The organism is Fibrobacter sp. UWT2 (assembly GCF_900142545.1).
In the GTDB taxonomy this organism is placed as follows: Bacteria; Fibrobacterota; Fibrobacteria; order Fibrobacterales; family Fibrobacteraceae; genus Fibrobacter.
Genome location: NZ_FRBF01000014.1, coordinates 65,158 through 86,938, shown reverse-complemented (window position 1 = coordinate 86,938; position 21,781 = coordinate 65,158). Strand labels below are relative to the sequence as shown.

The window sequence follows — 21,781 nt, the reverse complement described above, 5'->3', positions numbered from 1 at the left end:
TGCATGTATAAGACACGCCACCAGCGTTCGTTCTGAGCCAGGATCAAACTCTTCATTAATTTTTAAAGTCTTGGTCCCGTTAATCACGTTCGTATTATTGACTATTCCAAGAAATCTCTTGGACCCGTCACTAAGCACATCTCCGATTCCTTCAATCTTCCCGGCGGCCTCGCGGGCCTCCGTTCTCGTTCGTTTGAGCTCTTCAGCTCTCTCGTTCGAGGGTGAGGCCAATTATAGAACTTTCTGTGACGATTGTCAAGAGGTTTTGCGCATTTTTTTTCATTTTTTTTCACTTTTTTCCATTTTTCTGTTTTATATCCACATAATAATCAATTTATTAACACTCTATTAACATATTTATTTTGGCTATAGCCATTCATAGGCGTTATTTCTAGCCAATTTTTCTTTTTCATCGGTTCTTTTCTATAATTCCATATATGAGTTACGAGTGCAGACATTTGAGAAATACATTCTGCAACAAGCGGAAAAAGGAATGCGATCCGGGTGCACCCGGTTGCGTTCTCCGCGGACGGTTCGTATTTCCCTTCAGTGAATCCGCCAACGACTCCAATAAAAAGAAGCCCAAACCGGACAAGGACTAACTCACCTTGTTCAAGCCCGGCTACATTTTCGAGAAAATCATTTACAGGCTCCTGCTTGTATCAGGCTGGAAGCGAGATGTCGTACAAGCTAATTTGAACTTTGTACACTCCAATCCGTCTAAAGTAATTTATACTAAAGAATACAAACAAATTATTTCTAACCTGTCTCGTCACGTCAGCGAGATCCTTTTTGACTTCGGTTCATTCAAAAGATTGTCGCAGGATTTCAGTAGCTACCCCTTCAAGCAGAACCTAATTACATACAAACTTGCGGACGGTAGCGAACCTGTACTGGACAAGATGCGCAAAGGCGGAATCTTCTTGACCGCACATTATGGTAACTACGAAGCCATTGGCCCGTGGCTCTGCCGCCTAGACATTCCGCTCAAGGCTAGCTACATACCGCTAAAGCCCGCAGTTCTCAACCGCATTGTCGAAAACAGAATCCGTTCTGTAGACAAAGTAAATTATTCCGTGAATGCGAAAAACCCGCGCGAATTCTTGCGACTGCTAGACGAAAAAAAACTGTTCTGCCTATTGATGGATCAGGACAGCCGAATCGAAAGTGCAGCCACGTCCACGTTCCTCGGAAAAAAAGTACACGTCAATCCGCTACCGGACTTTTTATTAAGGCACCGTCCGGAAACTCCTGTATTCATTTGCTGGCTCGAAGAAACAGCTTCGGAAAAAATCCTGCATGCAACAGAAATCACTCCGACAGGAAACAGCGTCAACGAAGCGTTCAACCACTGGCTCGAAAAACGAATCGCCGAAAAGCCCGCACTCTGGTATGGATGGACTCACCGACGCTTCTACAGTTGCAATCCGGAAATCTATTCCAAGTTGGAATAGATTTTTGACCACCGCCACAAAAAAATATATATATCTATACAAAAAGAGTGTTGGGATCATGCAGATACTTGAAAATGAAAATATTTCCAATATCGATGACGCGAAGGTCGTTCAACCTATCGCGAAACGTAAGCTCGTTCTTGTACAAATTAATAACCCAGCCCTGAAAAAATTCCGCGCCATGCTTTCGGAAGAATATCCCATTATTGACGTGGATTCCGAAAATGAGGCATTGCAACTGGTAGACAAGCAGCACGACAATATTTCGGCTATTCTGTTCAACGTGGAACTGTGCAAGCAAAGCGGATTCTGGCTGCAGAAAAAACTGAACGAAGACAAGCGATTCGTGGGCATTCCGAACATCGCCGTTTCTGCAGTTGAAAATTCCGATGACTACATCCCCTGTATTGAAGCTGGTGCAAACGAATACTTCGAGCCACCGTTCCGTAAAGAACTGATCATGCTTCGAATCAACAATACAATCAGGGGCAAGGACTCGGCCACATTCTCCGAAGTCGAAAAAATCCTGAAGGAACTGCCGTCGAACATTTACCTGAAAGATGCCGAAGGCAAGTACGTTTTCGCAACCCACTACTGGCACCATTTGCATACCGAAGGCGACCCGAACTGGACTATTCGCGGAAAGACGGATATCGAAATTCGCGAAGACAAGGAAAACGCCAAAAAGGCAATGGAATCTGACAAGGAACTTTTGCGCACGGGCAAAGGCACCAACTACGTCATCAAGGAACAAGGTAAAGACGGAGTCGAATACCTGGAGCTGATCAAGCGCCCCGTCTTTGACGAAAACGGAAATGTCAACGGAATTATCGCGCTTATCAATAACGTGACAGAAATCCAGTCGCTCAAGCTGGAACTCGAAAAACGTTCCAAGACGGACTCGCTCACGGGACTTTTGAACAAGCAGGAAACCGAAAGCGAAATTACGGACACCATCAAAAAGCACTGCGATGAACGCGGTGCCCTGATGATGATCGACGTGGACGAATTCAAGGAAGTGAACGACAAGTTCGGACACGCCGCCGGTGACCGCGTGCTAAAAGAAATCGGTGACATCCTGCACAAATCATTCAAAGGAATGTATATTGCAGGACGTATCGGTGGCGATGAATTTATGGTATACTTGCGAGATATCAAGCCCGAAACGGCTGTTAAGCTTGCCGCAATGATTTCGGATAAAGCAAGACACCTTTTTGCAGGCGAACCTTTAGAAAGGCACGTCTCGCTTTCAATAGGATTATCCGTATTTCCCGGACACGGTAAGAACTTCGAAGACCTGTACCGTGCGGCCGACATGGCGCTTTACTTTGTAAAGGAACACGGCAGGGATTTTTACAAGATGTACTCTCCGGAACTGAAGAGCTTGCACGGCTAGACTTGCAATTGCTTACTGCAAAAAACTTAATTTGCAGTGCGCATGCCGGCTGCTTCGAAAGTCGGCTTGTTCTTCGGATCAGGCACGGCGACCGTGGTAATCCAGTTGTATTCGGCAATGCCGGCGAGACCGACGCGGGCGCAAAGCTGGTCGCGGGCCACATTGTAGGCATTGAGAATCTGGATCTTTTCGGTATCGCTTGCCTTGTCGATACGTTCGGACCAACGGACTCCGAGTTCCACGAGAGCGGCACTTGCCTTCACGTAGAGCTTGGCCTTTTCGGCTGTAATTTCCGAAGAGTTGGGAGCCGTGAATGCATCCACCTGCACGATAGGCACGGTCTTGGGAGTGGATGCCTGCACCTGGTTCATTTCAGGTACGTTATCGTCGGCGCTATCGCAAGCGACAAACACCGGAGCTACGAAAAAAGAGGCGATCATCAACAACGCCACTTTTAGGATTCGTCTTGACATATCAGCCTCTTTTTCAAAATACTAGCGGCTTGTGGGCTCGAACCACAGACCTGCGGATTATGATTCCGACGCTCTACCAACTGAGCTAAGCCGCCAAATTTTTCCCAAATTTAGTCAAATAGTTTTAAAAATTCAAGGGGTTCATTCAAAATAAACTGTAGTTTCTACAAATTTTTCGCCCCATTCTATCAATTGCCAGCCGGGAGCGGCACTTTTCAGATTAAAATAGGGTACGTTGGGATCAATCTGGAACTGAGTTGCCGGTGCGACATGCACAACCTGGCGACCCATGTTCACTTCGAACTGGTGATGGTAGTGGCCCACATAGATGTGAGTCAGATTCCTGATATCTGCAAGAACCTGCTGGACTTCGACCATGTTTTCAAGATGATAGCGCAAGTCCATGAAACGGTGACCGCAGAAACAAGGCGGATGGTGCATGAACAGGATGATTTCATCCTTGATCTTTGCAGCTTCTTCCTTGAGCCAAGTCAACTGTTCCGGTGAAACATTTCCGCAGGCGCTATCCAGGAAAAAGATAGTCCGGCCGTTCAAGTCGTAGCGGTAGAAACACCTGTCACCGTGAATCACGGATTCGATGTCGAAATATTTCCGCATGACGTTGAGGTCATCATGGTTGCCCGGAATAATGCAATAAGGACTTTTGCAATCCTTCAGGAGGGAGGCGACATATTCATATGCGCCCGGCTCGGAATTTTCGGAAAGGTCTCCAGACAACACCAAAAGATCCAGGTTCTGCATAGACTTGGAATAGAGAGCCTTACGGAAATTCGCACAAACATCGATTCCCTGTACGAGCTCTTCTCCATTACCGATATGGATATCGGATATCTGACCTATTTTAAGGATCTTTGATGACATTTTGTTTGTACAATATAACTATTATATCTATGCTGTGTTTCTAATTTTTTCCTTTTTATTGCCAAATGTGACAAAAATCATAGCATTTTCAACATATTTCGGTGCATCGTCTGTGAATTGGCATTGAAAACCCTACTTTAACACTTATCAACATTGAAAAAAGTGAACATATTGAAAGTTTTCAACATTTATTTTCTCTTTTTTTAGTTTTATAAGTTTTTGCCTCTCAAAGACTTATGATTTCGTTTTCACAATTTTATCCACTATTCACCCTATCAATTACCATTACTATTTATATAAATAAATGATGTTTAATAGTATAGGTGTGGATTTGAATTTTTCTCCTCTTTTTTGACTAAAAAACAAAGACCCTCTGTTAAGAGGGTACTAAGTCTTTATTTGGCTCTTGATTAAAGAAGAGCGTTTACTTCTTTCTTGGGAGCAACGGGAGCAGCCGGCTTTTCTGCAGCGACAGGCTTGATGTTCATCTGGCAGTTGCCCTGGAATACGGCACCTTCCTGGATGATAAGACGCTTGGTCTTGATGTTGCCTTCGTACTGGGAAGAGCTTTCGAGGATAAGCTTGTCGGAGCAGTCGATGTTACCCTTGACGGAGCCTGCAATAACGGCGGTGGTCGTCTTGATTTCGCCTTCGACATAACCCTGGCGTTCGACGATGAGCTCACCTTCGATAGAGATGCTGCCGTTGATGTTTCCTGCGACACGGACGTCACTGTTGCCGCTGATGTCGCCCTTGATGGTCACGCTGTGGCCGATCTGGGTAATTTCCTGTTCCTTTGTAGCCATTTTTTCCTCATGAATTAAAATTCGTTTTAGTTATAGTGAATTTATAAAAATATTCCGGCAACTGGTAACTAAAAGCTTGTAACTTTTTAATAGTTAATAAATAATTCCGGGTCCATTTCCTTGCCGTCTTTTGTGATAGAATAGTGCAAGTGCGGGGCGCTGCTGTTACCTGTATTGCCTACTGTACCTATAATTTCGCCCTTTCCGACGTTTCTGCCCTTGCGGGTCCGGATGTCTTTCAGATGGGAATAACTGGTTATATAGCCGTTCTGGTGGTTGATGACGACCGTGTTGCCCAGTTCGTTCTTGGGACCTGCGAATTCTACGACTCCGCTACCCGATGCAAAAACCGGGTTTCCGACCTGCGCCGAAAAGTCGGTTCCCAGGTGGTCGTCGACTTCGTTGTATTTCTTGCTCACGATTCCGACTACCGGGATTACGTTCGGAATATGTTCCAGTCGGCTCTTTTCTTCCATGGACTTCCACCCGTGGATGCCCTCGTAATCGACGTCGATTTTTTCGGAAGGCGTGTGGGCGAAACGGCTCTTGTCAATGAGACTGTTGATGACGCCCGAATCGTTTTCGATGAAAGTTCCCAGGATATTCTGGATGCGTTCTTCCAGAACCCACAGGGAGTCAATTCTCGAAAAGAGTTCTTCGTAGTTGGCGTTCTGCTTTGCCAGCTGGGCGTTGGCGGTGCGCATCTTTTCGTGCTGCACGACAATCTTCGTGATTCGGCCAGCATTGTAGATGAGGAATCCGGAACCGATTACAAATACGACCAGGAAGATTTTCAGGAAGAGGAACCACTTCGTGTTGACACGGTAGCTCTTGATTTCCTTGGAGTCTTCCGGGATAATCTGGACTTTGTAGTACTTGCCTTTCATTTTCGTTTAGCGATTTTCCATGAGTTCCTGGATTCGGTTGAGGTCGTCCATGGAATAATAGTTGATGACGATAGTACCCTTGGTTTCGGTAGAAGCACTCGGGTTCAGCTGGACCTTAGTACCGAAGAAGGTTTCGAGACGCATCTCGAACTGCTTCATATCGGCGCTGAGTTCCGGCTTCGGCTTGGTTTCGACTTCGGGCTTGTGAACTTCAGGCTGGTCTTCGTCTGCCGGTGCGGGCTGTTCCGGTTGGGCAACCTTCGGTTCTTCGCCGCGGGCAATCGCTTCGATCTGGCGGACGTTCAGTCCTTCTTCGATAATGCGCTTGGCAATTTCTTCGGCGTTCTGGATCTTGTCGCTGCAGAGGGCGCGGGCGGCACCGCCGGAAATTTTTCCTTCTTCTATCCACAAAAGTACCTGGGGCGGCAGCTTGAGCAGGCGAAGTGCGTTAGTAATTGCGGAACGCGACTTACTCACAATCTTGGACAAATCTTCGTGAGTGTAGCCGTGATTATCGATCAATTGTTGATAAGACTTGGCGACTTCGACCGGGTTCAGGTCGACGCGCTGGATGTTTTCGATGAGAGCCCATTCGGCCATGGCCTTGTCGTCGAGGTTTTCGTAAACCTGGGCCTTGATGGTCGGGAGTCCGGCAAGTTTGCTTGCGCGGGTACGGCGTTCACCGCTGATGAGCTGGTAACGGTCGCCCACCTTGCGGACGGCGATCGGCTGGATCAAGCCGTGCTGTTCGATTGAATCTGCAAGTTCGACCAGTTCGTCGTCGCTGAAAACCTTACGCGGCTGGAACGGGTTCGGGTCGATGAGGTCGACGCTGATTTCGACGACTTTCTGGGAGTTATCAACAGTTTCGGAATTTTCGGCGTTATTATCGCCGGATTGTGGATTGGACTGTTGAATGTCGGAAGCTGTCGGAGCGGAATGGTCCTTGAGGATATCGGCGAGGCTGCGACCCAATGCGAAAGACTTTTTACCCATTTACTACTTTCCCTTGTTCAAGATTTCTTCGGCGAGTTTCATGTACGCTTGTGCACCACTGCTCTGTACATCGTAAAGGATGGCGGGCTTGCCGTGGCTCGGAGCTTCGGAGAGTTTCACGTTTCTCGGAATCATTGCCTGGAAGACGGTGTCGCTCAAGTTTTCACGTACTTCTTCGGCGACCTGCTTGCAGAGGCTCAGGCGGGAATCGTACATGGTGAGGAGCGCACCTTCGATCTTGAGGTTTGCGTTCAGGTTCTTCTGGACTTCGCGGATAGTCTTGAAAAGTTCGGTCATACCCTGCAGGGCGTAGTATTCGCACTGCACCGGAATCAACACGCTGGTAGCTGCGGTCAGCACGTTCAGCGTCAAAAGGTTCAGGCTCGGAGGAGCGTCGATGATGATGAATTCGAAAGACTGCTTCAATACGTTCATCACGCGTTCGAGACGGCGTTCGCGGCTCATGGCGTTCACCAGTTCGATTTCCATGACGGCAAGGTCAGGGCCGGAGGTGATGACCTTGAGGTAGTCGAGGCTCGTATCGAGGATAGCGTCCTTGATGTTGTCGTAGGTAATATTGTCCGGATTGTCGGCCATGTTCAGGACTTCGTGGATATCGACATCCTGAAGTTCGTTGTAGCCGAGACCCTGCGACGCGTTACCCTGCGGGTCCATGTCGATAAGGAGAGTCTTCTTTTCCAATGCGGCAAAACTGGCGGCCAGGTTGACAGCGGTCGTGGTCTTGCCCACGCCACCTTTCTGGTTGCAGACTGCTATCACTTTACTCATTCATTACCTCGAGTGACTAAGGCGTAAACTTGTTCTTCCTGCGGGAGTGCATATTTATATATGTGTACTGCCGGATCATTTTCCAGGTGAACAATATTGTTGAAACTTTTCAGCGTGAGGAATTTTCCACCGCCCTTCAAACCGGGCTGGGCACGTTCCCAGTCGTTTTCGAAAGTCGAAAGGGCGCGGCAACTCACATAGTCCAGATAGGCAAGTCCCGAAGTTTCGAAACGCTTGCCTACGACGGTCAGATTATCCAGGTGCAGTTTTTCCTTGGCGAACTTCATGAATTCCACGCGCATATGGCGGGGTTCGACTGCAAAGAATTCCACATGGGGCATAACGATGGCGAGCGGAAAAATCGGACAACCTGCCCCCGCACCCATATCGGCCCACTTACAGGTGTGGGGTATGAGGTCGCTCCCTTCGGTCGCTTTGAGGAGTGAGGAATTCGGAGTTGAATTGTCTTGCAATCCACCGTTCACTATATATATATAGGGAACGAGGGAATCGGCGATGTGTCTGCTCAAGAACTTCTCGGAGTCCTTTGCCGAAATCAGGTTACCAAACTGCTTGGTATTTACCACCAAGTCTGCAAAATCATAAAGCTTGCCGAGTACATCTTCGGACAGCTGCACACCATGTTCCGTCAAGAACTGGTTCAAAAGGTTCTGCTGATTTTTGTTTTCTCTATAACTCATTGTTCCACGTGGAACATTCTTTTTATGGAATATCCCGAACATAATTTAGTATTATGAAATGTGAATACAAGAAAAAAGGGCTGGTGCCCTTTCACTTTTTAAAAATATCCGTGGATAAGTTTTTGATAAATGTGGATTTTGTGTGAATAAAAAATAGGTTAGAATGTTCCACGTGGAACACTCATGATATATTTTTTGTTGGCGGGGCGGCCGAGGAGGTCGAAATGTTTTGCCTTTTTGTAATTGACTGCCGGGCGAACTTTATGATGGATGGATGTGGTCATCTCATTATATACGTAGAAAACTTTATAAATGGTGCTGTCGTTAACCATTTTTCGCGTTGTCACAAAACCATTGTCCGTTTCTTCAATGGTATAGATACTGAGAATGTTGTCTTTCACATCCATGGAATCGTCATCGTTAAAGTGGTATATCTTTTCGATGCATTGATCTTTGTTGTCGGGATCATGGGTGATAAGATATCCGTCATAGCCACGAGAAAAATAATCGCTGCCGCTTTCGAAGAATGATTTTAAGACAAAGAGGGAGTCGTTCCTGACAACTCTTTTTTCAACTCGACTCGTTTCGTAACTAGAGCCGTTCTTATAACCGCGAGTAGAAGAACTGCCGTATGAAGAGTCTTGACTGATGTAGGTTGTATCTGCGTATTTGGATCCTTCGCCGCCGTAGATGGCATAAATTTTATCACCGTCTCGTTCAATGGTGATTGATTGCGAAACAGTACTTTTGACTTTTAAAGAATCAATGTCGCTACCTTCGTAATTAATCGTTTTTTCGAGGGTGTTTCCATTCCATACTATTTTCCTTGTGTTATAACGAGGAACGAATGTTTCTATAAGCTCTTCGCCGACTAAGGTGCGAATCAGGGTATATGTGCTTGCACTATCTGGTCGTGCGTTTGGGAGAGTGTTTATCTGTCCAAAGGTTGCAAGGTTGACACAGTCCAATGCAAGGGAATAGACTGCGAGGGAAAGAATAATGAAGAATGTCTTTTTCATATTGGGAAATATAGTAAAAGGTTTTATGTTTGCTTGGTTGTGTTCCACGTGAAACACAACCAAGGTTACCAAGCAAAAATGTGCTCGCATATTTTTCCTCATAGAGGATAACTCAACTACGAAACTAAAGTTTCAAGTTTCATATATATTTGGTAACCGCAGGGTGTCGGACTTTGGCGAAGCCAAAGGCCAAACATCTCACTTCTTATAATATATAGTGGTATATTCGTTGCCGCCCATGCAGGGGCCGGGGGCTTTGATGTATCTGTTATGGTCGAACTTGATTGATTTCTGGATAAGGGTATTCCCCTTCATTTCGTATTCATAAGTGTCGATGATAAAGTTATTATCGCTTTTTCGAATACACTTGCTCTTATTATCGGGGTCGTGGTAAGTTTTCAAATTCCTGGGAACCCAGTTATTGACTTCGTAAATGGTATCGTTTTTGAGGTAGAATATCTGGTGTTGTTCATTGTCATTATCGATATAGACGGAATCTTTTCCGCGGTAGACCGTAAAGTGCCATCCGTCTTTCAGAGATTTCCAGTCGTATTTCTTGACCTTGCCTACCTTGGTGGAGTCAATTTTCCAGTCGGGAATGAAGGTGGATTTTTTTTCGTAACCGCGGGCAAGGCAAGATTGGGATAGGCTCATGCTGTCCAGGTGATTGCCTGTCCAATGATACTTGATGGTATTGACTCGTCCGTTTTGTTTCTGATGGATACTATCCGGGAACATTTCGCTGGGCAAGACGAGTACATGATTTTCGAAGTCCGTTGCGAAATAATCGAATGTGTGTCTAATACAATCGATCGCATGGGCATTCAAAAACGCCGCTGCCAATATAATGAATGTTCTCCTCATACCTAACTCCGCCCTTTTTCTAAACTGTAATCTCTACCCTATTGCCTTCGGGATCGAGAACCACACTTTCATAATACCCGTCACCGGTTGTTCGGGGTTGCCCCACCACCTGGATTCCGTCTTCGGACATTTTTTGGGTGAGGCGGTCTACCTCTTCTTTGGAACCGACAGAAAAAGATAGGTGCGCATACCCGAGATGTTCCGATTGTTCCACGTGGAACATTTCTGGTTTGTGCATTATTTCCAAACGAGCTCCGTCGTCGAAGGTGATGAACCGGCTGGTGAACTGTTTTGCCGGATTATGATAAATCGGGTGAACTACCCCACCAAAATACTTTCGGTAGAATTCGCATATTTTGTCGATGTCTTTTACCCAGATGGCGACATGTTCGATTTTCATTCTTTTAGAACCTTACGGCTGGCCACGAAAGCAAAGGGAATTGGCGCTTGCCCCTTTTGAAAGGATTGCTTCGGTGGCACAAATTCCTGTCCATATTAGGGAGCTCTTGAAATCGAAACCACTATGGCTTCTTCCTCTGGTTGGTTCCGTTATCGGCTCCTCCTCCTTTTGAGGGTCGTCTATCGGAGCCGATTCATCGCCATAGTTGACTCTGAATACAAGGGCACTATCGATTTTTGGAATGTTTTCTGTTTTTTTAGGAGGCAGGAGCTGTGCGCTTGACAGTTCCGCCAGTGTTATAATGGCGAGTAAGGCTATTTGAAATTTCATGAATTAACCCCCGGTAGTATTAATATATAAAAAAATTGTGAGAAAGGTTTGCTCTGATTCTCCTACCAATTATGTATATTTCTCATGGAGATTTTTATGATAGAGACTGAAATTATCCAGGGTGATATCACCAAGCTGAAGGTCGACGCCATTGTGAATGCGGCGAACTGTTCGCTTTTGGGTGGTGGCGGTGTCGATGGGGCAATTCACCGGGCGGCAGGTCCGGAGCTCTTGAGGTCCTGCATTCCCCTGAACGGTTGCGAGACGGGTAAGGCCAAAATCACTCCGGGTTTCAGACTCCCCGCAGAGTTTGTTATTCACACTCCGGGTCCGGTTTATCGGGATGGCTTGCATGGTGAACCCGAACTTCTGGAATCTTGCTACAAGAGCTGTCTCGATCTGGCCGAGGAAAATGGCTGCGAGACGGTTGCCTTCCCCGCTATTTCGGCAGGTGTTTATGGCTACCCCTGGAAGGCTGCTGCCGAGATTGCAATCCGGACTGTTGATAAGTTCCCCGCAAAAAACGTCAAAAAGGTCGTTTTCTGTTGCTTTGGGGATGAAATGTTGAAAGTTTATCAAGAAGTAAAATCCAAATAGGAGATCAATATGGAAGAAGTCAAGAACTTCATCAAGGAATGTGGCGCCTACTTTTTGGCGACGGTTGACGGCGACCAGCCGCGTGTACGCCCCTTCGGCACCATCGAAATTTTCGAGGGCAAGCTCTACATTCAGACCGGCAAGTCGAAGGACTGCTCCAAGCAGATTCAGAAAAACGGCAAGGTCGAGATTTGTGCCATGAACTCCGAGGGAAACAAGTGGCTTCGCGTTGCCGGTACGCTTGTCCGCGATGACCGTCGCGAACCCAAGGTCCATATGCTCGAGCACTATCCCGAACTCAAGTTCATGTATTCGCCCGATGACGACAATACCGAAACGCTCTACTTTAAGGATGCGACTGCCACGTTCTACGCCTTTGGCGCCTCTCCCCGCGTCGTGAAATTCTAGTTTTTTCTAGAAAAACTTTTTTTCCACCATGAAAGGTCGCCTTTTGTTGATAAATTTTGTAAACATCCTATTAACAACCATCGTTGCAAAATCTTCAACATCTTTCAATATAGTGAATAAATTTGGGATAAATGTCGACGCTGTATCAACAGACAAAATTTAGTCCACCAAAAATTTCAAAAAAACGAAAGTTTCACGTGAAACAAATTTGCACATTTGTGGATAATGTGTTTGAATTGAAAAATCGCTACTTATGCATATTAACATAATATAAACTCTATATTAACACACCTGTTGATAGGTGTAAATGGATGATGGTGGAAAATCTGAACTTATCAACAGCAGAAAACCGGCTGTTGATGTATACGATTGAGTCCATTTATAGGTGATTTTTTTAGGCACGGATCGCCTAAACTAGTCTATATTAAGTAGTGAGGTTTTTATGAAATTTGCAATTCTCGGATGTGGCCATATTGCGACGAAGATGGCTGCGGCGGTCAAGGCGATTGAAGATCGCGGCGTAGAAGCTTACGCTGTGGCATCCCGTTCATTGGATAAGGCAGAAAAATTTGCTAAAGAATATGGCTTTGGTCGCGCGTACGGCAGCTACCTGGATTTGGTGCAGGATCCCCAGGTGGACCTGATTTATGTGGCTACCCCCCACTCCGAGCATTACAACAATATTCTGCTTTGCCTGGAACATGGTAAAAACCTGCTGGTCGAAAAGGCGTTTACGGCCAATGCGCTGATGGCTTCCGAGGTGGTAGCCCTTGCCGAAGAGAAGGGCGTGTTCCTGAGCGAGGCGATGTGGACTCGTTTTTTACCGGCGGTGCAGATGGTCAAGGACTGGATTGCCGGGGGCAAGATCGGGAAGGTGAAAGGTGTGGAAGCCGACTTTTCGATGCCGCTTTCGCATATCGAGCGATTGCGTAACCCGGCTCTGGCGGGTGGCGCCCTTTTGGACCTGGGCATTTATAGCCTGACTTTTGCGGATATCTTTTTGACGGATGCTGAAATTGCCGGTGTCGAAAATCATATCGTGGAGACCAAGACCCACTGCGTCAAGTTCCACACGGGTGTGGATGCCACGGACTGGATTGACCTGGTTTATGCAAACGGCCAGGTGGCGCATTTGAAAACTTCGATGGTGGCGCCCCTTAAAAACGAAGGTGTCATTTACGGTACGGATGGGTTCATCCGTGTGCAGAACCTGAACGACATGGTCGAAATCCAGCTTTTTGACGTTGCCGGGCAGATGGTGGAATCCAAGACTCCCCCACGAATCAAAAACTGCTACGAGTACGAGGTGCTTGCTTGCAAGGCCGCCCTTGAAAAGGGACTGAAGGAATGTGCCGAAATCCCGCATAGCAAAACGATGCAGATGATGACGCAGATGGATTCGCTCCGGGCAAATTGGGGTGTGTCTTACCCGTTCGAGCTCTCCCCCGCTCAGATTTGGGACCGCAGCGGCAACAAGTCCTATCTTGAGGTTTTCGATATTGTTTCCGGTGAAACAAAACTGCTCAAGGAATTTGACCGCGTCATTGAGGCGCCCAACTGGAGCGCCGACGGAAAATTCCTCTCTTTCAATAGCGAAGGTCGCATCTATAAATACGAGATTGCCTCGGGCGACGTGAGCGAAGTGCCGAGTTACTTCGTGGACAACTGCAACAACGACCACGTGCTTTCGCCCGATAACTTGGGACTTTTCGTAAGCCACCACACCAAGGAAGACGGGCTTTCGCGCATTTACAAGATTTTCTTTGACGGCCGCGTGCCGGAACTGGTGACTCCCCTAGCCCCAAGCTACCTTCACGGGATTACGACGGATGGGAAAACGCTCGCCTACTGCGCCGAACGTAATGGCGAATACGATATCTACACCATTCCTGCGGCCGGAGGCAATGAAACGCAACTTACGACAGCATTCGGCTTGAACGATGGCCCGGAATATGACTGCGACGGCGAATACATCTGGTTCAATTCAGTGCGCACCGGCCGTATGCAGGCGTGGCGCATGAAGGCCGACGGTTCCGAGCAGACGCAGATGACTTTCGATGCGCATTGGAACACTTGGTTCCCGCACATTTCGCCCGACCGCACGAAGGTCGTGATGCTTGCCTACCATGAGCGCGACGTGCGCCCCGGCGAACATGTTCCGAACAAGAATGTGGAAATCCGCCTGATGACGGGTAGCGATAAAACCGGCTGGAGCGAGCCGCGTACGATCCTCAAGCTGTTCGGCGGCCAGGGAACAATTAATGTGAATTCCTGGGCCCCCGACAGCAAGCGCTTTGCGTATGTAAGGTACGAAAAATAATTGCTTTATTCGCAGGTGAAGCCTTGCAGTTCAAGGCCAGCACGCATCTCGCCGTAAGTCGAGGTGCGTTTCATGTCCATAGCCTTCATGAATCGGCAGTTGTTGTCGATGTGCATGCGGAACCCGGTCATGGTGGGCTCCACCTCGCCCTTGCCGCTGGCGCGCACGTGTTCGATCATCTGTTCGCGTCTGTCGCTCATTTCGGGCGGTACGAATACGTCGGTTACGATGTCGACATTTTCGATTTCGGTGGCGCCGAATACGAACGAGATCGTGACCAGATTTTTGAGGCCGTTGAACTGACCGGGCGTTTTGCACACAAGGTTCTTCGGGGAATTCTTTGCTTTTTTGGCGGGCTTGGCGGCACCTTTTTTAGGCGTGTACTGCAAGGCCGCGAGCAATTCTTCTTCTTTGACGGCGCCGACTAATTTGTTCACAATCTTGCCGTCCTTGATGAGGAAGAAAGTGGGGAAGGCCTGGATCGGGAGCGATGCCTTTATTTTTTCGATGCCCGGTTCGTCGATGCCGACCGAGGCGATTTTGATGTCGCTGTAGTTTTTCGCGATGCCGATGAGTGTCGGGATCATGATGAGGCACGGCGGGCAGCTGGTCGAAGAAATTTCCAGAATCACCGGCTTCTTGGATTTCAGAATTTCACTTTCGAAATTGCTGTCGTTTACCTTGACGATTTTAATGTCTTCGTTGTAGGCCGGGGTGGCGTTTTTTGCAGCGGCATAAGTCAAAGCGCCCGCCATAAAGACTATGGCGCAGGCGCTGGAAAAAAATTGAGTCAGTTTCATGCGAAACAATATAGGAAAAAGCTATAGCTTTACCTCTTGCTTCGACGATTGTAGTCGGCGTCTACGTACTTTTTCCACTGGCGTTCGTTGACGCGGTTGTTGCGGATGTCGCTCATGAGGCAGCATTGCGCCTCGTACATAACGCCTATTCCTGGTTCGTCGTTTACGAAGTTCGCGGCGCGGGATTCGTCGATGCCGAAGTTCCTGGCGGTTTCGATGGCGTCGATGTTTGCGCCGAGGAAGATGAATTCCCAGCCGTATTTTTCTTTTTGGCGTTCGATCATCTGCTTTACGCGTTCGGCGGAATACTTATGGCTTGCATTTTCGTAGCCGTCGGTGGTGATGACGAAGATCGTTTTTTCGGGGCGGTCTTCTTCGCGGGCGTATTTGTGCACGTTTCCGATGTGGTGAATGGCGCCGCCGATAGCGTCGAGCAGGGCGGTGCAGCCGCGGGCGTAGTATTCCTTGTCGGTGAGCGGTGCGATGTTTGCGAGCGGAACGCGGTCGTGGAGTACTTCCATTTCGGTGTCGAAGAGAACAGTGGAGACGTATGCCTCGCCAGATTCCTGCTTCTGCTTTTCGATGGTGCTGTTGAAGCCCCCGATGGTGTCTTTTTCGAGCCCGCTCATGGATCCGCTGCGGTCGAGGATGAATACGATTTCGGTGAGTCCTTTTTTCATGATTGCCTCCGTGCCGCTATTTGTGCGGCTTTTTAGGGTGAACGGAAACAATTATAGATGCTGTAAAGGCGAAATTGGTCGCCTGGCAGGCGACATTTAAAAAAGGCGAATTTGGCGGTTATGCGCCGAGGGAGGGCTGGCCGAATTTAAAGAGATAGCTGTTGATTTCCCAAATGTCGTACTTTTCGCGCTCGATGAAATAGGAAACGATCAGGTCGCCCTTGTTGGAGGGGGAGAGCGCTAACCCTGCGCGGGAAAGCAGGTCGGCTGTTTCGTCTAGATTCAGGTGGAGCGCGATGGCGAGCGCGAGTGCCGTCTTTTTTGTGGGCTTGTAGTCTACGTTGCTGCGGATTTTGGAGAAATGTTTGCGGTCCAGGTTTGCGCGCTTGTAGACATCGACATCGTCCAGGTTCTTTTCGTGAATCAAATGGAAGAGCTTGTCGCAGAAAGTTTCACCCGGTTTCGCAAGGATGTCGTCGAGGCTCTCGGTGTGCAGACCATCTGCTTCGGGAGCCACTGCGTTCGACATTTCTTCAATGTCACAATAGGCGAATACCCTTTCGTTCCATCGTTGCCTTACATAATCATGTACATCGTCGTATTTATCTTGTACGTAATTATCATCGATGTAGGCGTGAATGTCACTGTACAGGTCTTCGGAGACTTCGAAGGATTTGCGGTCGAATACGACTAGCTGCACATCTATTTCGTTTGTCTGCAAAAAGTCGCCGATGGCCTTTAAGGCGATTTTTAATGCGCTGTCTTTGGGGAACCTGAATACGCCACTAGAAATGAGCGGAAACGCGATGGAGCTGCAGCCGAGTTCTTTCGCTTTTTCGAGGGCGTGCGTGTAGCAATTTTCGAGCGCGAATGTTTCACCGGAAACACCGCCGTTCCACATGGGGCCTACGGTGTGGATGATGTACTTGGCGTTCAGTGCGAATGCGGGCGTGACCGCAACTTCGGCCACGTTCAGGGCGCCGACTTGTTCGCGTGCCTTTAAGAGATTGTCGTAACCTGCCGCCTGGTAAATATGGTATTCGGTGCCACCTCCGCAAATCGGGTTCTTGTTTGCGGAATTCACGATGGCATCGGCCTTGACTTTGGTGATGTCGTTACGAACAATCTTTAAGGGCATATCACTTAAAATACATTATTTTTCGAGAATGGTTGAGTTGATTTTGCTGAATTCCCTGTAGTTCTGTTCAAAACCGGGGCGGCAGAATACCGCGAACTCGATCGTCTTGAAGGCGAAAAGGTAATCCTTGATGACCTCGGCGGTGGCGCTTGCCACGATTTTCGGGTCGTTCATGAATGCCCCGCAACCGAATGCCCCTAGCACGATGTTTTCTACTTTGTTGAAAATGGCGATATCCAGAATGCGGCGGAGTCGCTTGATGTGGAGTTGCTTGAGCGCCTCGTCTGAAATTGTGACGTCGCTGTAGCCCAGGTTCGGCGCCGCGCACGTGATGATATCTACATTGTACCAGTCCGTTTCGCTGAGCAATTCAGGGGCCGAAACGTCGGTCTTGAATACGGTTACGCCCGGCGTGTAAATGCAGTCATCGGTGTGCAGCGAATTTCTTTGACGGCGATGCGGCTCGTAGAAAAGTTCCCACATTTTTTGATCGTTGAGGCAGTCGTACAAAGTCGAACACCTGCAAAGGCTTTCTTCTTGGGCGCCTGCCCCCGTTGTGACGCCGCCGCCCGGGCACGAAGCCGATGCAAAGTTGAGTGCTGCGACTTTGGTGCCTGCGTATGCCTGCGCCGCTTCGAATGTTCGCTTTTGTGAAACAATGACCTTGGCCTGCTCCGCATAAATGTTGCGGTTTTCGACGGTGACAGATTCGCATTCGCCCGTGAACTTTTGCGCCTGTCTGGATTGCGCGATGGATTCGCGGAGCCGCGCGTTGGTACGGCAATGTTCTGCAGTGTCCTGGAATACGGTAACGTTCAACTGTCTATAATTGATTTTTTGCATAATAATCCCGTTTTTATTTTATTATCGCTTTTTTGTGGAATTTTGTTATATTTGCACGGGACCTCGGTTAGCAAAAAGCCCCTTTTTCCTATTCGGAATAAAATTTGGATTATTAATCAAAACAACGTCGCCACAAAGGCAAGCACGTAAAGAGGCAAATCCCGAGCCTTATCAACGCAAGCAATAGCGGAACCACTGGCATAATGACCTTCGAAAATTCGGCCATCGTCAATGCAGTATTCCGCAGTGCCGCTGGCATAATGTCCCGCATAAATGCGATTGTCTTTTACACACCATTCCGAAGTGCCGCTAGCGTAATGGCCCTTGTAAATGCGACCATTGTCAAAGCAATACGCAGCCGTACCGCTGGCATAATGACCAGAGTACAAACGGTTATCCGCAAAAGTCCAAACGGCAGATCCGCTGGTATAATGGCCTTTATAGATTCTTACTTCTGATGACATAACGCCTCCACAGTCTTCCTGGATTATCCCTAAAATACTTTATTCTTTACGAAAAAGGAATCAAAAATACGTCAGCCCATCCGAAACCGCAGCCAGAATGCAGTTAACCCGCAGTTTTGGAAAAAAATACTGAATGACTTGACAGAACCATACTAAAGACTACACACTTGTGCACTACAATATAAATTCAAAAATCAAGTTTGTCAATAGGCCCGTTCGGATTTTTTTTGATGTATATTTTTCATGATGCAATTCTTCAGATACTTCAAGAACGAAAGTGAAAATCCCTTCGAGGGTAAGGATCAGGACAAGGCGATGCTCTGGTTCTACGAGCGGTGTTACGCCTCCATGGGCGACGACAAAGACCAGATTGAAGAATACAGGTGCTACGTGAAGGAATTCCGGGAAGATGACGGCGTGCCCGAAGGGTTCAAGGCGCTATTGTTCAACCGCTATATGAAAACGGCCTATTCCGTAGCTGAAGAAATCCCTGCATTCAAGGCCTTTTACGAGAAATACTACGGGTGATTTTATTGGAGAGGGGCGCTGCCTCTAAAACCCCATTTCTGTCACCTCATTGTCACTCCATTATTATATATTTCCACTATGCCAAAAGTTTCTAAAAAATCCGTCCCCGAAAAGTCCGTAGAGGCGTCCCTCTGGGAGTCTGCGAACAAGTTGCGCGGCAGCGTGGAACCCGCTGAATACAAGCACGTGGTGCTTTCGCTTATCTTCCTCAAGTTCGCAAGCGACAAGTTCGAGGAACAGCGCGAAAAGCTTATCGCCGCCGGCCGCCAGAAATACGTAGAGATGCCCGAGTTCTACAACAAGGACAACGTCTTTTACCTGGAAGAAACTTCCCGCTGGAGCTTTATCATCGAGCACGCCCGCCAAAGCGACATTGCGCTCCTGATCGATACCGCGCTTGCGAACATAGAAAAGAAGAACAAGGCGTTGCGCGGGGCGCTCCCCGACAACTATTTCTCGCGCCTGCAGCTCGACACCGCGAAACTCGCGGCGCTCATCAGCGACATCGACGGCATCGACACCATCAAGGACAAGGAACAGGATGTCGTTGGCCGCGTCTATGAATATTTCCTCGGCAAGTTCGCCATCGCCGAAGGCAAGGGCAAGGGTGAATTCTATACGCCCAAGACAATCGTCGGACTCATCGCCGAAATGATTGAACCCTACCGCGGCAAGATTTACGACCCCTGCTGCGGTTCGGGCGGCATGTTTGTGCAGAGCATGAAGTTTATCGAGGCGCATCACGGCAACAAGCGCGAAGTCTCCGTATATGGCCAGGAATACACCGGCACCACGTACAAACTAGCGAAGATGAACCTCGCCATCCGCGGTATCTCCGGCAACCTGGGCGACAAACCCGCCGACACCTTCGCCGAAGACCAGCACAAGGATTTGAAAGCCGACTTTATCATGGCGAACCCGCCGTTCAACCAGAAATCGTGGCGTGCCGAAAACGAACTCCTCGACGACCCGCGCTGGAAAGGCTACACCGTGCCGCCCACGAGCAACGCGAACTACGGTTGGATTCTGAACATCCTCTCGAAACTCTCCGAAAACGGCGTGGCGGGCTTCTTGCTCAGTAACGGTGCGCTCAGCGGCGAAGGCGACGAACAGCAAATCCGCAAGGAACTCCTGCAGAACGACAAGGTCGAGGCAATCCTCATTCTGCCCCGCAACATGTTCTATTCCACCGACATCAGCGTGACGCTCTGGATTCTGAACAACAACAAGACCGCCCGCGAAGTCAAGGTCGGCGATGCCATGCGCAAGTATCGTAACCGCAAAGGCGAAGTGCTCTTTATGGACCTGCGCCAGATGGGCGAACCCTTCGAAAAGAAATACACCCAGTTCAGCGCCGAGGACATCGCAAAAATCAGCGGCACTTACCACAAATGGCAAACGCAGAAAATCAAGGACGAACCCGAATACTGCGCCACCGCCACCCTAAAAGAAATCGAGGCGAAAAACTGGTCGCTCGTGCCGAGCAAGTACATCGAATTCAAGAACCGCGACGAGGCCGTGAACTTTGACGAAAAGATGCGCGAACTCCAGGCGGAAATGCGCACCCTCCTCAAGGCCGAAAAAGAAAGCGAAAAGGAACTCGCCAAAGTCTTCAAGAACCTGGGATTTGAACTATAAATGTCACACGGATTGGTTCGTACCTAACGGTACTCACGGAAGTAAAAAACAGCGAAGGTCGTTAGACCTGAGCGAATCCGTGTGATAAAACAAGATATTCTGAACTGCTACTCCCGATTTTCGCTGAATTTCGGAAGTAATACTCCCGTTTTTCTTGCCTTTTTTATGGTTTACGCGTTATTTTCGACAAAAAGGAACTATTTTCAAATTTAAGGTATCGGATAAAGTGGAATGATGAAACGGCTTGGAGACTACATACGGCCCGTAGATGTGCGGAACAGGGACTTGAAAGTCGAACGACTGCTTGGGATAAGCGTGACGAAAGAGTTTATCCCGTCTATTGCTAATACGATTGGCACGGATATGTCATCGTATAAAATTGTGTATCCGAATCAATTTGTTTATATCGCAGATACGTCACGACGTGGAGATAAAATTGCAATTGCCTATCTAAAAGAAAATGAAGAACCGGCTTTGGTTTCGGCAATTTATACCGTTTTTGAAGTCGTTGATACGAACGCCTTGGATCCCGAATATCTGATGATGTGGTTCCGTCGCCCGGAATTTGACCGCTACGCCCGCTTCCATTCTCACGGCAGCGCCCGCGAAGTCTTTGACTGGGAAGAAATGTGCGAAGTCCAGGTCCCCGTCCCCGCGATTGAAAAACAGCGCGAAATCGTCGCCGAATACAACACCCTCGCCACCCGCATAGAAACCAACAAGAAACTCATCGCCACCCTCGAACAAACCGCTTGTGCAATTTATCGCAAAATGTTTCAAGAAGATAGTTCTATTGTTAAGGGAAAATTGGGAGATTTATGCAGTTGTTTTACTGGTTTTCCATTTGATGGTGAACGATATTCAGACAAAGATGGGATTATCGCTTTACGTGGAGAAAATGTTACCGAGCAAAGCCTTCGTTGGGATACGGTAAAAAAATATAATGATGAAATTACTGAGCGAATAGCAAAATGCTATTTGCAAGAATGGGATGTCGTCATTGGCATGGACGGTTCAAAAGTAGGAAAGAATTGGTCTTTAGTAACAGAATACGATTTACCTCTACTTCTTGCACAGCGAGTAGCTCGACTAAGAACGAATGCTATTGAAAAGCAGCATTATATCTATATGTCTTTGAAAATGGAAAAGTTTTCTGATTATGTATCTCGTGTGAATACAGGTTCTACAATTTTGCACATTAGTGGTCCGCAAATTGAAGATTTTCCAATAGTAATTCCGTCGGAAGAGCAATTTAAAGCATTAAAACAAGAATATATACCGATATTTACCAAAATTAAATTGCACAACAGAGAAAATCAAACCCTAACCAAAATGCAAACCCTTCTCCTCTCCAAAATGGGAGCGTAG

Annotated in this window: 25 protein-coding genes, 1 tRNA gene and 1 pseudogene; 10 read left to right on the top strand and 17 right to left on the bottom strand. The window is 47.8% G+C overall.

All coding sequences use genetic code 11. The features are described from left to right. The first annotated feature begins 437 nt into the window (after positions 1-437). The 3 genes from BUA40_RS14590 to BUA40_RS10555 are packed head-to-tail and all read left to right on the top strand — an operon-like array spanning position 438 to position 2,850. The gene (locus BUA40_RS14590; RefSeq protein ID WP_178299616.1) at positions 438-602 is read left to right on the top strand and encodes a hypothetical protein; all 165 of its coding nucleotides are present in this window, start codon (positions 438-440) and stop codon (positions 600-602) included. A 6-nt stretch (positions 603-608) separates the two neighbouring features. Beyond that, positions 609-1,454: a lysophospholipid acyltransferase family protein gene (locus BUA40_RS10560; RefSeq protein ID WP_072800679.1), complete on the top strand. Its 846-nt coding sequence runs from the start codon at positions 609-611 to the stop codon at positions 1,452-1,454. A 58-nt stretch (positions 1,455-1,512) separates the two neighbouring features. Further along, complete coding sequence (locus BUA40_RS10555; RefSeq protein WP_072800678.1) at positions 1,513-2,850, top strand: GGDEF domain-containing response regulator; 1,338 nt, start codon at positions 1,513-1,515, stop codon at positions 2,848-2,850. A gap of 26 nt (positions 2,851-2,876) precedes the next feature. Here BUA40_RS10555 and BUA40_RS10550 read toward each other — a convergent pair whose 3' ends face one another. From BUA40_RS10550 to BUA40_RS10495, 12 genes are all read right to left on the bottom strand, one after another. Beyond that, positions 2,877-3,323 (bottom strand): hypothetical protein, encoded by a 447-nt coding sequence (locus BUA40_RS10550; protein WP_072800676.1) that lies wholly within the window; start codon positions 3,321-3,323, stop codon positions 2,877-2,879. A 22-nt stretch (positions 3,324-3,345) separates the two neighbouring features. Further along, positions 3,346-3,418 (bottom strand) — tRNA-Met (locus BUA40_RS10545). Between the two features lie 46 nt (positions 3,419-3,464). Further along, positions 3,465-4,205 (bottom strand): metallophosphoesterase family protein, encoded by a 741-nt coding sequence (locus tag BUA40_RS10540; protein ID WP_072800674.1) that lies wholly within the window; start codon positions 4,203-4,205, stop codon positions 3,465-3,467. A gap of 410 nt (positions 4,206-4,615) precedes the next feature. Further along, positions 4,616-5,011: a bactofilin family protein gene (locus BUA40_RS10535; RefSeq protein ID WP_072800672.1), complete on the bottom strand. Its 396-nt coding sequence runs from the start codon at positions 5,009-5,011 to the stop codon at positions 4,616-4,618. Positions 5,012-5,097: 86 nt separating this feature from the next. Continuing rightward, positions 5,098-5,898, bottom strand: a complete 801-nt coding sequence (locus BUA40_RS10530) for a M23 family metallopeptidase (protein ID WP_072800670.1) — start codon at positions 5,896-5,898, stop codon at positions 5,098-5,100. A 6-nt stretch (positions 5,899-5,904) separates the two neighbouring features. Continuing rightward, positions 5,905-6,894, bottom strand: a complete 990-nt coding sequence (locus BUA40_RS10525) for a ParB/RepB/Spo0J family partition protein (RefSeq protein WP_072800668.1) — start codon at positions 6,892-6,894, stop codon at positions 5,905-5,907. 3 nt (positions 6,895-6,897) lie between these two features. Beyond that, the gene (locus BUA40_RS10520; protein WP_072800666.1) at positions 6,898-7,683 is read right to left on the bottom strand and encodes a ParA family protein; all 786 of its coding nucleotides are present in this window, start codon (positions 7,681-7,683) and stop codon (positions 6,898-6,900) included. Then, positions 7,680-8,384: a 16S rRNA (guanine(527)-N(7))-methyltransferase RsmG gene (locus BUA40_RS10515; RefSeq protein WP_072800664.1), complete on the bottom strand. Its 705-nt coding sequence runs from the start codon at positions 8,382-8,384 to the stop codon at positions 7,680-7,682. Before BUA40_RS10515 ends, BUA40_RS10520 begins: the two co-directional genes overlap by 4 nt. Positions 8,385-8,542: 158 nt before the next feature. Next, a complete protein-coding gene (locus tag BUA40_RS10510) occupies positions 8,543-9,403 on the bottom strand; it encodes a hypothetical protein (protein WP_143149775.1) in 861 nt (286 codons plus the stop codon). A gap of 198 nt (positions 9,404-9,601) precedes the next feature. After that, complete coding sequence (locus BUA40_RS10505) at positions 9,602-10,267, bottom strand: hypothetical protein (protein ID WP_143149774.1); 666 nt, start codon at positions 10,265-10,267, stop codon at positions 9,602-9,604. A gap of 19 nt (positions 10,268-10,286) precedes the next feature. Next, a complete protein-coding gene (locus tag BUA40_RS10500; protein WP_072800657.1) occupies positions 10,287-10,667 on the bottom strand; it encodes a VOC family protein in 381 nt (126 codons plus the stop codon). A 12-nt stretch (positions 10,668-10,679) separates the two neighbouring features. Further along, positions 10,680-10,997: a hypothetical protein gene (locus BUA40_RS10495; RefSeq protein WP_072800655.1), complete on the bottom strand. Its 318-nt coding sequence runs from the start codon at positions 10,995-10,997 to the stop codon at positions 10,680-10,682. 96 nt (positions 10,998-11,093) lie between these two features. Here BUA40_RS10495 and BUA40_RS10490 point away from each other — a divergent pair, with 96 nt between their 5' ends. The 4 genes and pseudogenes from BUA40_RS10490 (at position 11,094) to BUA40_RS14910 (ending at position 14,322) form a co-directional block, all read left to right on the top strand. Further along, positions 11,094-11,594: an O-acetyl-ADP-ribose deacetylase gene (locus BUA40_RS10490; RefSeq protein ID WP_072800653.1), complete on the top strand. Its 501-nt coding sequence runs from the start codon at positions 11,094-11,096 to the stop codon at positions 11,592-11,594. A 9-nt stretch (positions 11,595-11,603) separates the two neighbouring features. Then, on the top strand, positions 11,604-12,002 hold the full coding sequence (locus tag BUA40_RS10485; protein ID WP_072800651.1) for a pyridoxamine 5'-phosphate oxidase family protein: 399 nt from the start codon (positions 11,604-11,606) through the stop codon (positions 12,000-12,002). 442 nt (positions 12,003-12,444) lie between these two features. Next, positions 12,445-12,789: pseudogene (locus BUA40_RS14915) on the top strand (Gfo/Idh/MocA family protein); the annotation flags it as partial. 666 nt (positions 12,790-13,455) lie between these two features. Further along, complete coding sequence (locus BUA40_RS14910; protein WP_369827623.1) at positions 13,456-14,322, top strand: TolB family protein; 867 nt, start codon at positions 13,456-13,458, stop codon at positions 14,320-14,322. Positions 14,323-14,327: 5 nt separating this feature from the next. Here BUA40_RS14910 and BUA40_RS10475 read toward each other — a convergent pair whose 3' ends face one another. From BUA40_RS10475 to BUA40_RS10455, 5 genes are all read right to left on the bottom strand, one after another. Then, a complete protein-coding gene (locus tag BUA40_RS10475) occupies positions 14,328-15,122 on the bottom strand; it encodes a thioredoxin family protein (protein ID WP_072800647.1) in 795 nt (264 codons plus the stop codon). A gap of 29 nt (positions 15,123-15,151) precedes the next feature. After that, on the bottom strand, positions 15,152-15,802 hold the full coding sequence (locus BUA40_RS10470) for a vWA domain-containing protein (RefSeq protein WP_072800646.1): 651 nt from the start codon (positions 15,800-15,802) through the stop codon (positions 15,152-15,154). A 118-nt stretch (positions 15,803-15,920) separates the two neighbouring features. After that, positions 15,921-16,940 (bottom strand): macro domain-containing protein, encoded by a 1,020-nt coding sequence (locus BUA40_RS10465; protein ID WP_072800644.1) that lies wholly within the window; start codon positions 16,938-16,940, stop codon positions 15,921-15,923. 15 nt (positions 16,941-16,955) lie between these two features. Further along, positions 16,956-17,783, bottom strand: a complete 828-nt coding sequence (locus tag BUA40_RS10460; protein ID WP_072800642.1) for a TIGR02452 family protein — start codon at positions 17,781-17,783, stop codon at positions 16,956-16,958. A 116-nt stretch (positions 17,784-17,899) separates the two neighbouring features. After that, positions 17,900-18,247, bottom strand: coding sequence for an MORN repeat-containing protein (locus BUA40_RS10455; RefSeq protein WP_072800640.1), 348 nt, complete (start codon positions 18,245-18,247; stop codon positions 17,900-17,902). A gap of 246 nt (positions 18,248-18,493) precedes the next feature. Here BUA40_RS10455 and BUA40_RS10450 point away from each other — a divergent pair, with 246 nt between their 5' ends. From BUA40_RS10450 to BUA40_RS10440, 3 genes are all read left to right on the top strand, one after another. Then, positions 18,494-18,775 (top strand): hypothetical protein, encoded by a 282-nt coding sequence (locus BUA40_RS10450; protein ID WP_178299614.1) that lies wholly within the window; start codon positions 18,494-18,496, stop codon positions 18,773-18,775. Positions 18,776-18,853: 78 nt separating this feature from the next. Further along, complete coding sequence (locus BUA40_RS10445; protein WP_072800636.1) at positions 18,854-20,413, top strand: type I restriction-modification system subunit M; 1,560 nt, start codon at positions 18,854-18,856, stop codon at positions 20,411-20,413. A 285-nt stretch (positions 20,414-20,698) separates the two neighbouring features. Further along, a complete protein-coding gene (locus BUA40_RS10440; protein ID WP_218588191.1) occupies positions 20,699-21,781 on the top strand; it encodes a restriction endonuclease subunit S in 1,083 nt (360 codons plus the stop codon).

Bases quoted from the DNA above. Each gene is read 5' to 3' on its own strand.
- BUA40_RS10475 (WP_072800647.1), bottom strand. From the start codon at position 15,122: ATGAAACTGACTCAATTTTTTTCCAGCGCCTGCGCCATAGTCTTTATG.
- BUA40_RS10495 (WP_072800655.1), bottom strand. From the start codon at position 10,997: ATGAAATTTCAAATAGCCTTACTCGCCATTATAACACTGGCGGAACTG.
- BUA40_RS10460 (WP_072800642.1), bottom strand. From the start codon at position 17,783: ATGCAAAAAATCAATTATAGACAGTTGAACGTTACCGTATTCCAGGAC.
- BUA40_RS10490 (WP_072800653.1), top strand. From the start codon at position 11,094: ATGATAGAGACTGAAATTATCCAGGGTGATATCACCAAGCTGAAGGTC.
- BUA40_RS10555 (WP_072800678.1), top strand. From the start codon at position 1,513: ATGCAGATACTTGAAAATGAAAATATTTCCAATATCGATGACGCGAAG.
- BUA40_RS10550 (WP_072800676.1), bottom strand. From the start codon at position 3,323: ATGTCAAGACGAATCCTAAAAGTGGCGTTGTTGATGATCGCCTCTTTT.
- BUA40_RS10470 (WP_072800646.1), bottom strand. From the start codon at position 15,802: ATGAAAAAAGGACTCACCGAAATCGTATTCATCCTCGACCGCAGCGGA.
- BUA40_RS10500 (WP_072800657.1), bottom strand. From the start codon at position 10,667: ATGAAAATCGAACATGTCGCCATCTGGGTAAAAGACATCGACAAAATA.
- BUA40_RS10445 (WP_072800636.1), top strand. From the start codon at position 18,854: ATGCCAAAAGTTTCTAAAAAATCCGTCCCCGAAAAGTCCGTAGAGGCG.
- BUA40_RS10515 (WP_072800664.1), bottom strand. From the start codon at position 8,384: ATGAGTTATAGAGAAAACAAAAATCAGCAGAACCTTTTGAACCAGTTC.
- BUA40_RS14590 (WP_178299616.1), top strand. From the start codon at position 438: ATGAGTTACGAGTGCAGACATTTGAGAAATACATTCTGCAACAAGCGG.
- BUA40_RS10510 (WP_143149775.1), bottom strand. From the start codon at position 9,403: ATGAAAAAGACATTCTTCATTATTCTTTCCCTCGCAGTCTATTCCCTT.
- BUA40_RS10450 (WP_178299614.1), top strand. From the start codon at position 18,494: ATGCAATTCTTCAGATACTTCAAGAACGAAAGTGAAAATCCCTTCGAG.
- BUA40_RS10540 (WP_072800674.1), bottom strand. From the start codon at position 4,205: ATGTCATCAAAGATCCTTAAAATAGGTCAGATATCCGATATCCATATC.
- BUA40_RS10530 (WP_072800670.1), bottom strand. From the start codon at position 5,898: ATGAAAGGCAAGTACTACAAAGTCCAGATTATCCCGGAAGACTCCAAG.
- BUA40_RS10535 (WP_072800672.1), bottom strand. From the start codon at position 5,011: ATGGCTACAAAGGAACAGGAAATTACCCAGATCGGCCACAGCGTGACC.
- BUA40_RS10505 (WP_143149774.1), bottom strand. From the start codon at position 10,267: ATGAGGAGAACATTCATTATATTGGCAGCGGCGTTTTTGAATGCCCAT.
- BUA40_RS10485 (WP_072800651.1), top strand. From the start codon at position 11,604: ATGGAAGAAGTCAAGAACTTCATCAAGGAATGTGGCGCCTACTTTTTG.
- BUA40_RS10455 (WP_072800640.1), bottom strand. From the start codon at position 18,247: ATGTCATCAGAAGTAAGAATCTATAAAGGCCATTATACCAGCGGATCT.
- BUA40_RS10520 (WP_072800666.1), bottom strand. From the start codon at position 7,683: ATGAGTAAAGTGATAGCAGTCTGCAACCAGAAAGGTGGCGTGGGCAAG.
- BUA40_RS10465 (WP_072800644.1), bottom strand. From the start codon at position 16,940: ATGCCCTTAAAGATTGTTCGTAACGACATCACCAAAGTCAAGGCCGAT.
- BUA40_RS10525 (WP_072800668.1), bottom strand. From the start codon at position 6,894: ATGGGTAAAAAGTCTTTCGCATTGGGTCGCAGCCTCGCCGATATCCTC.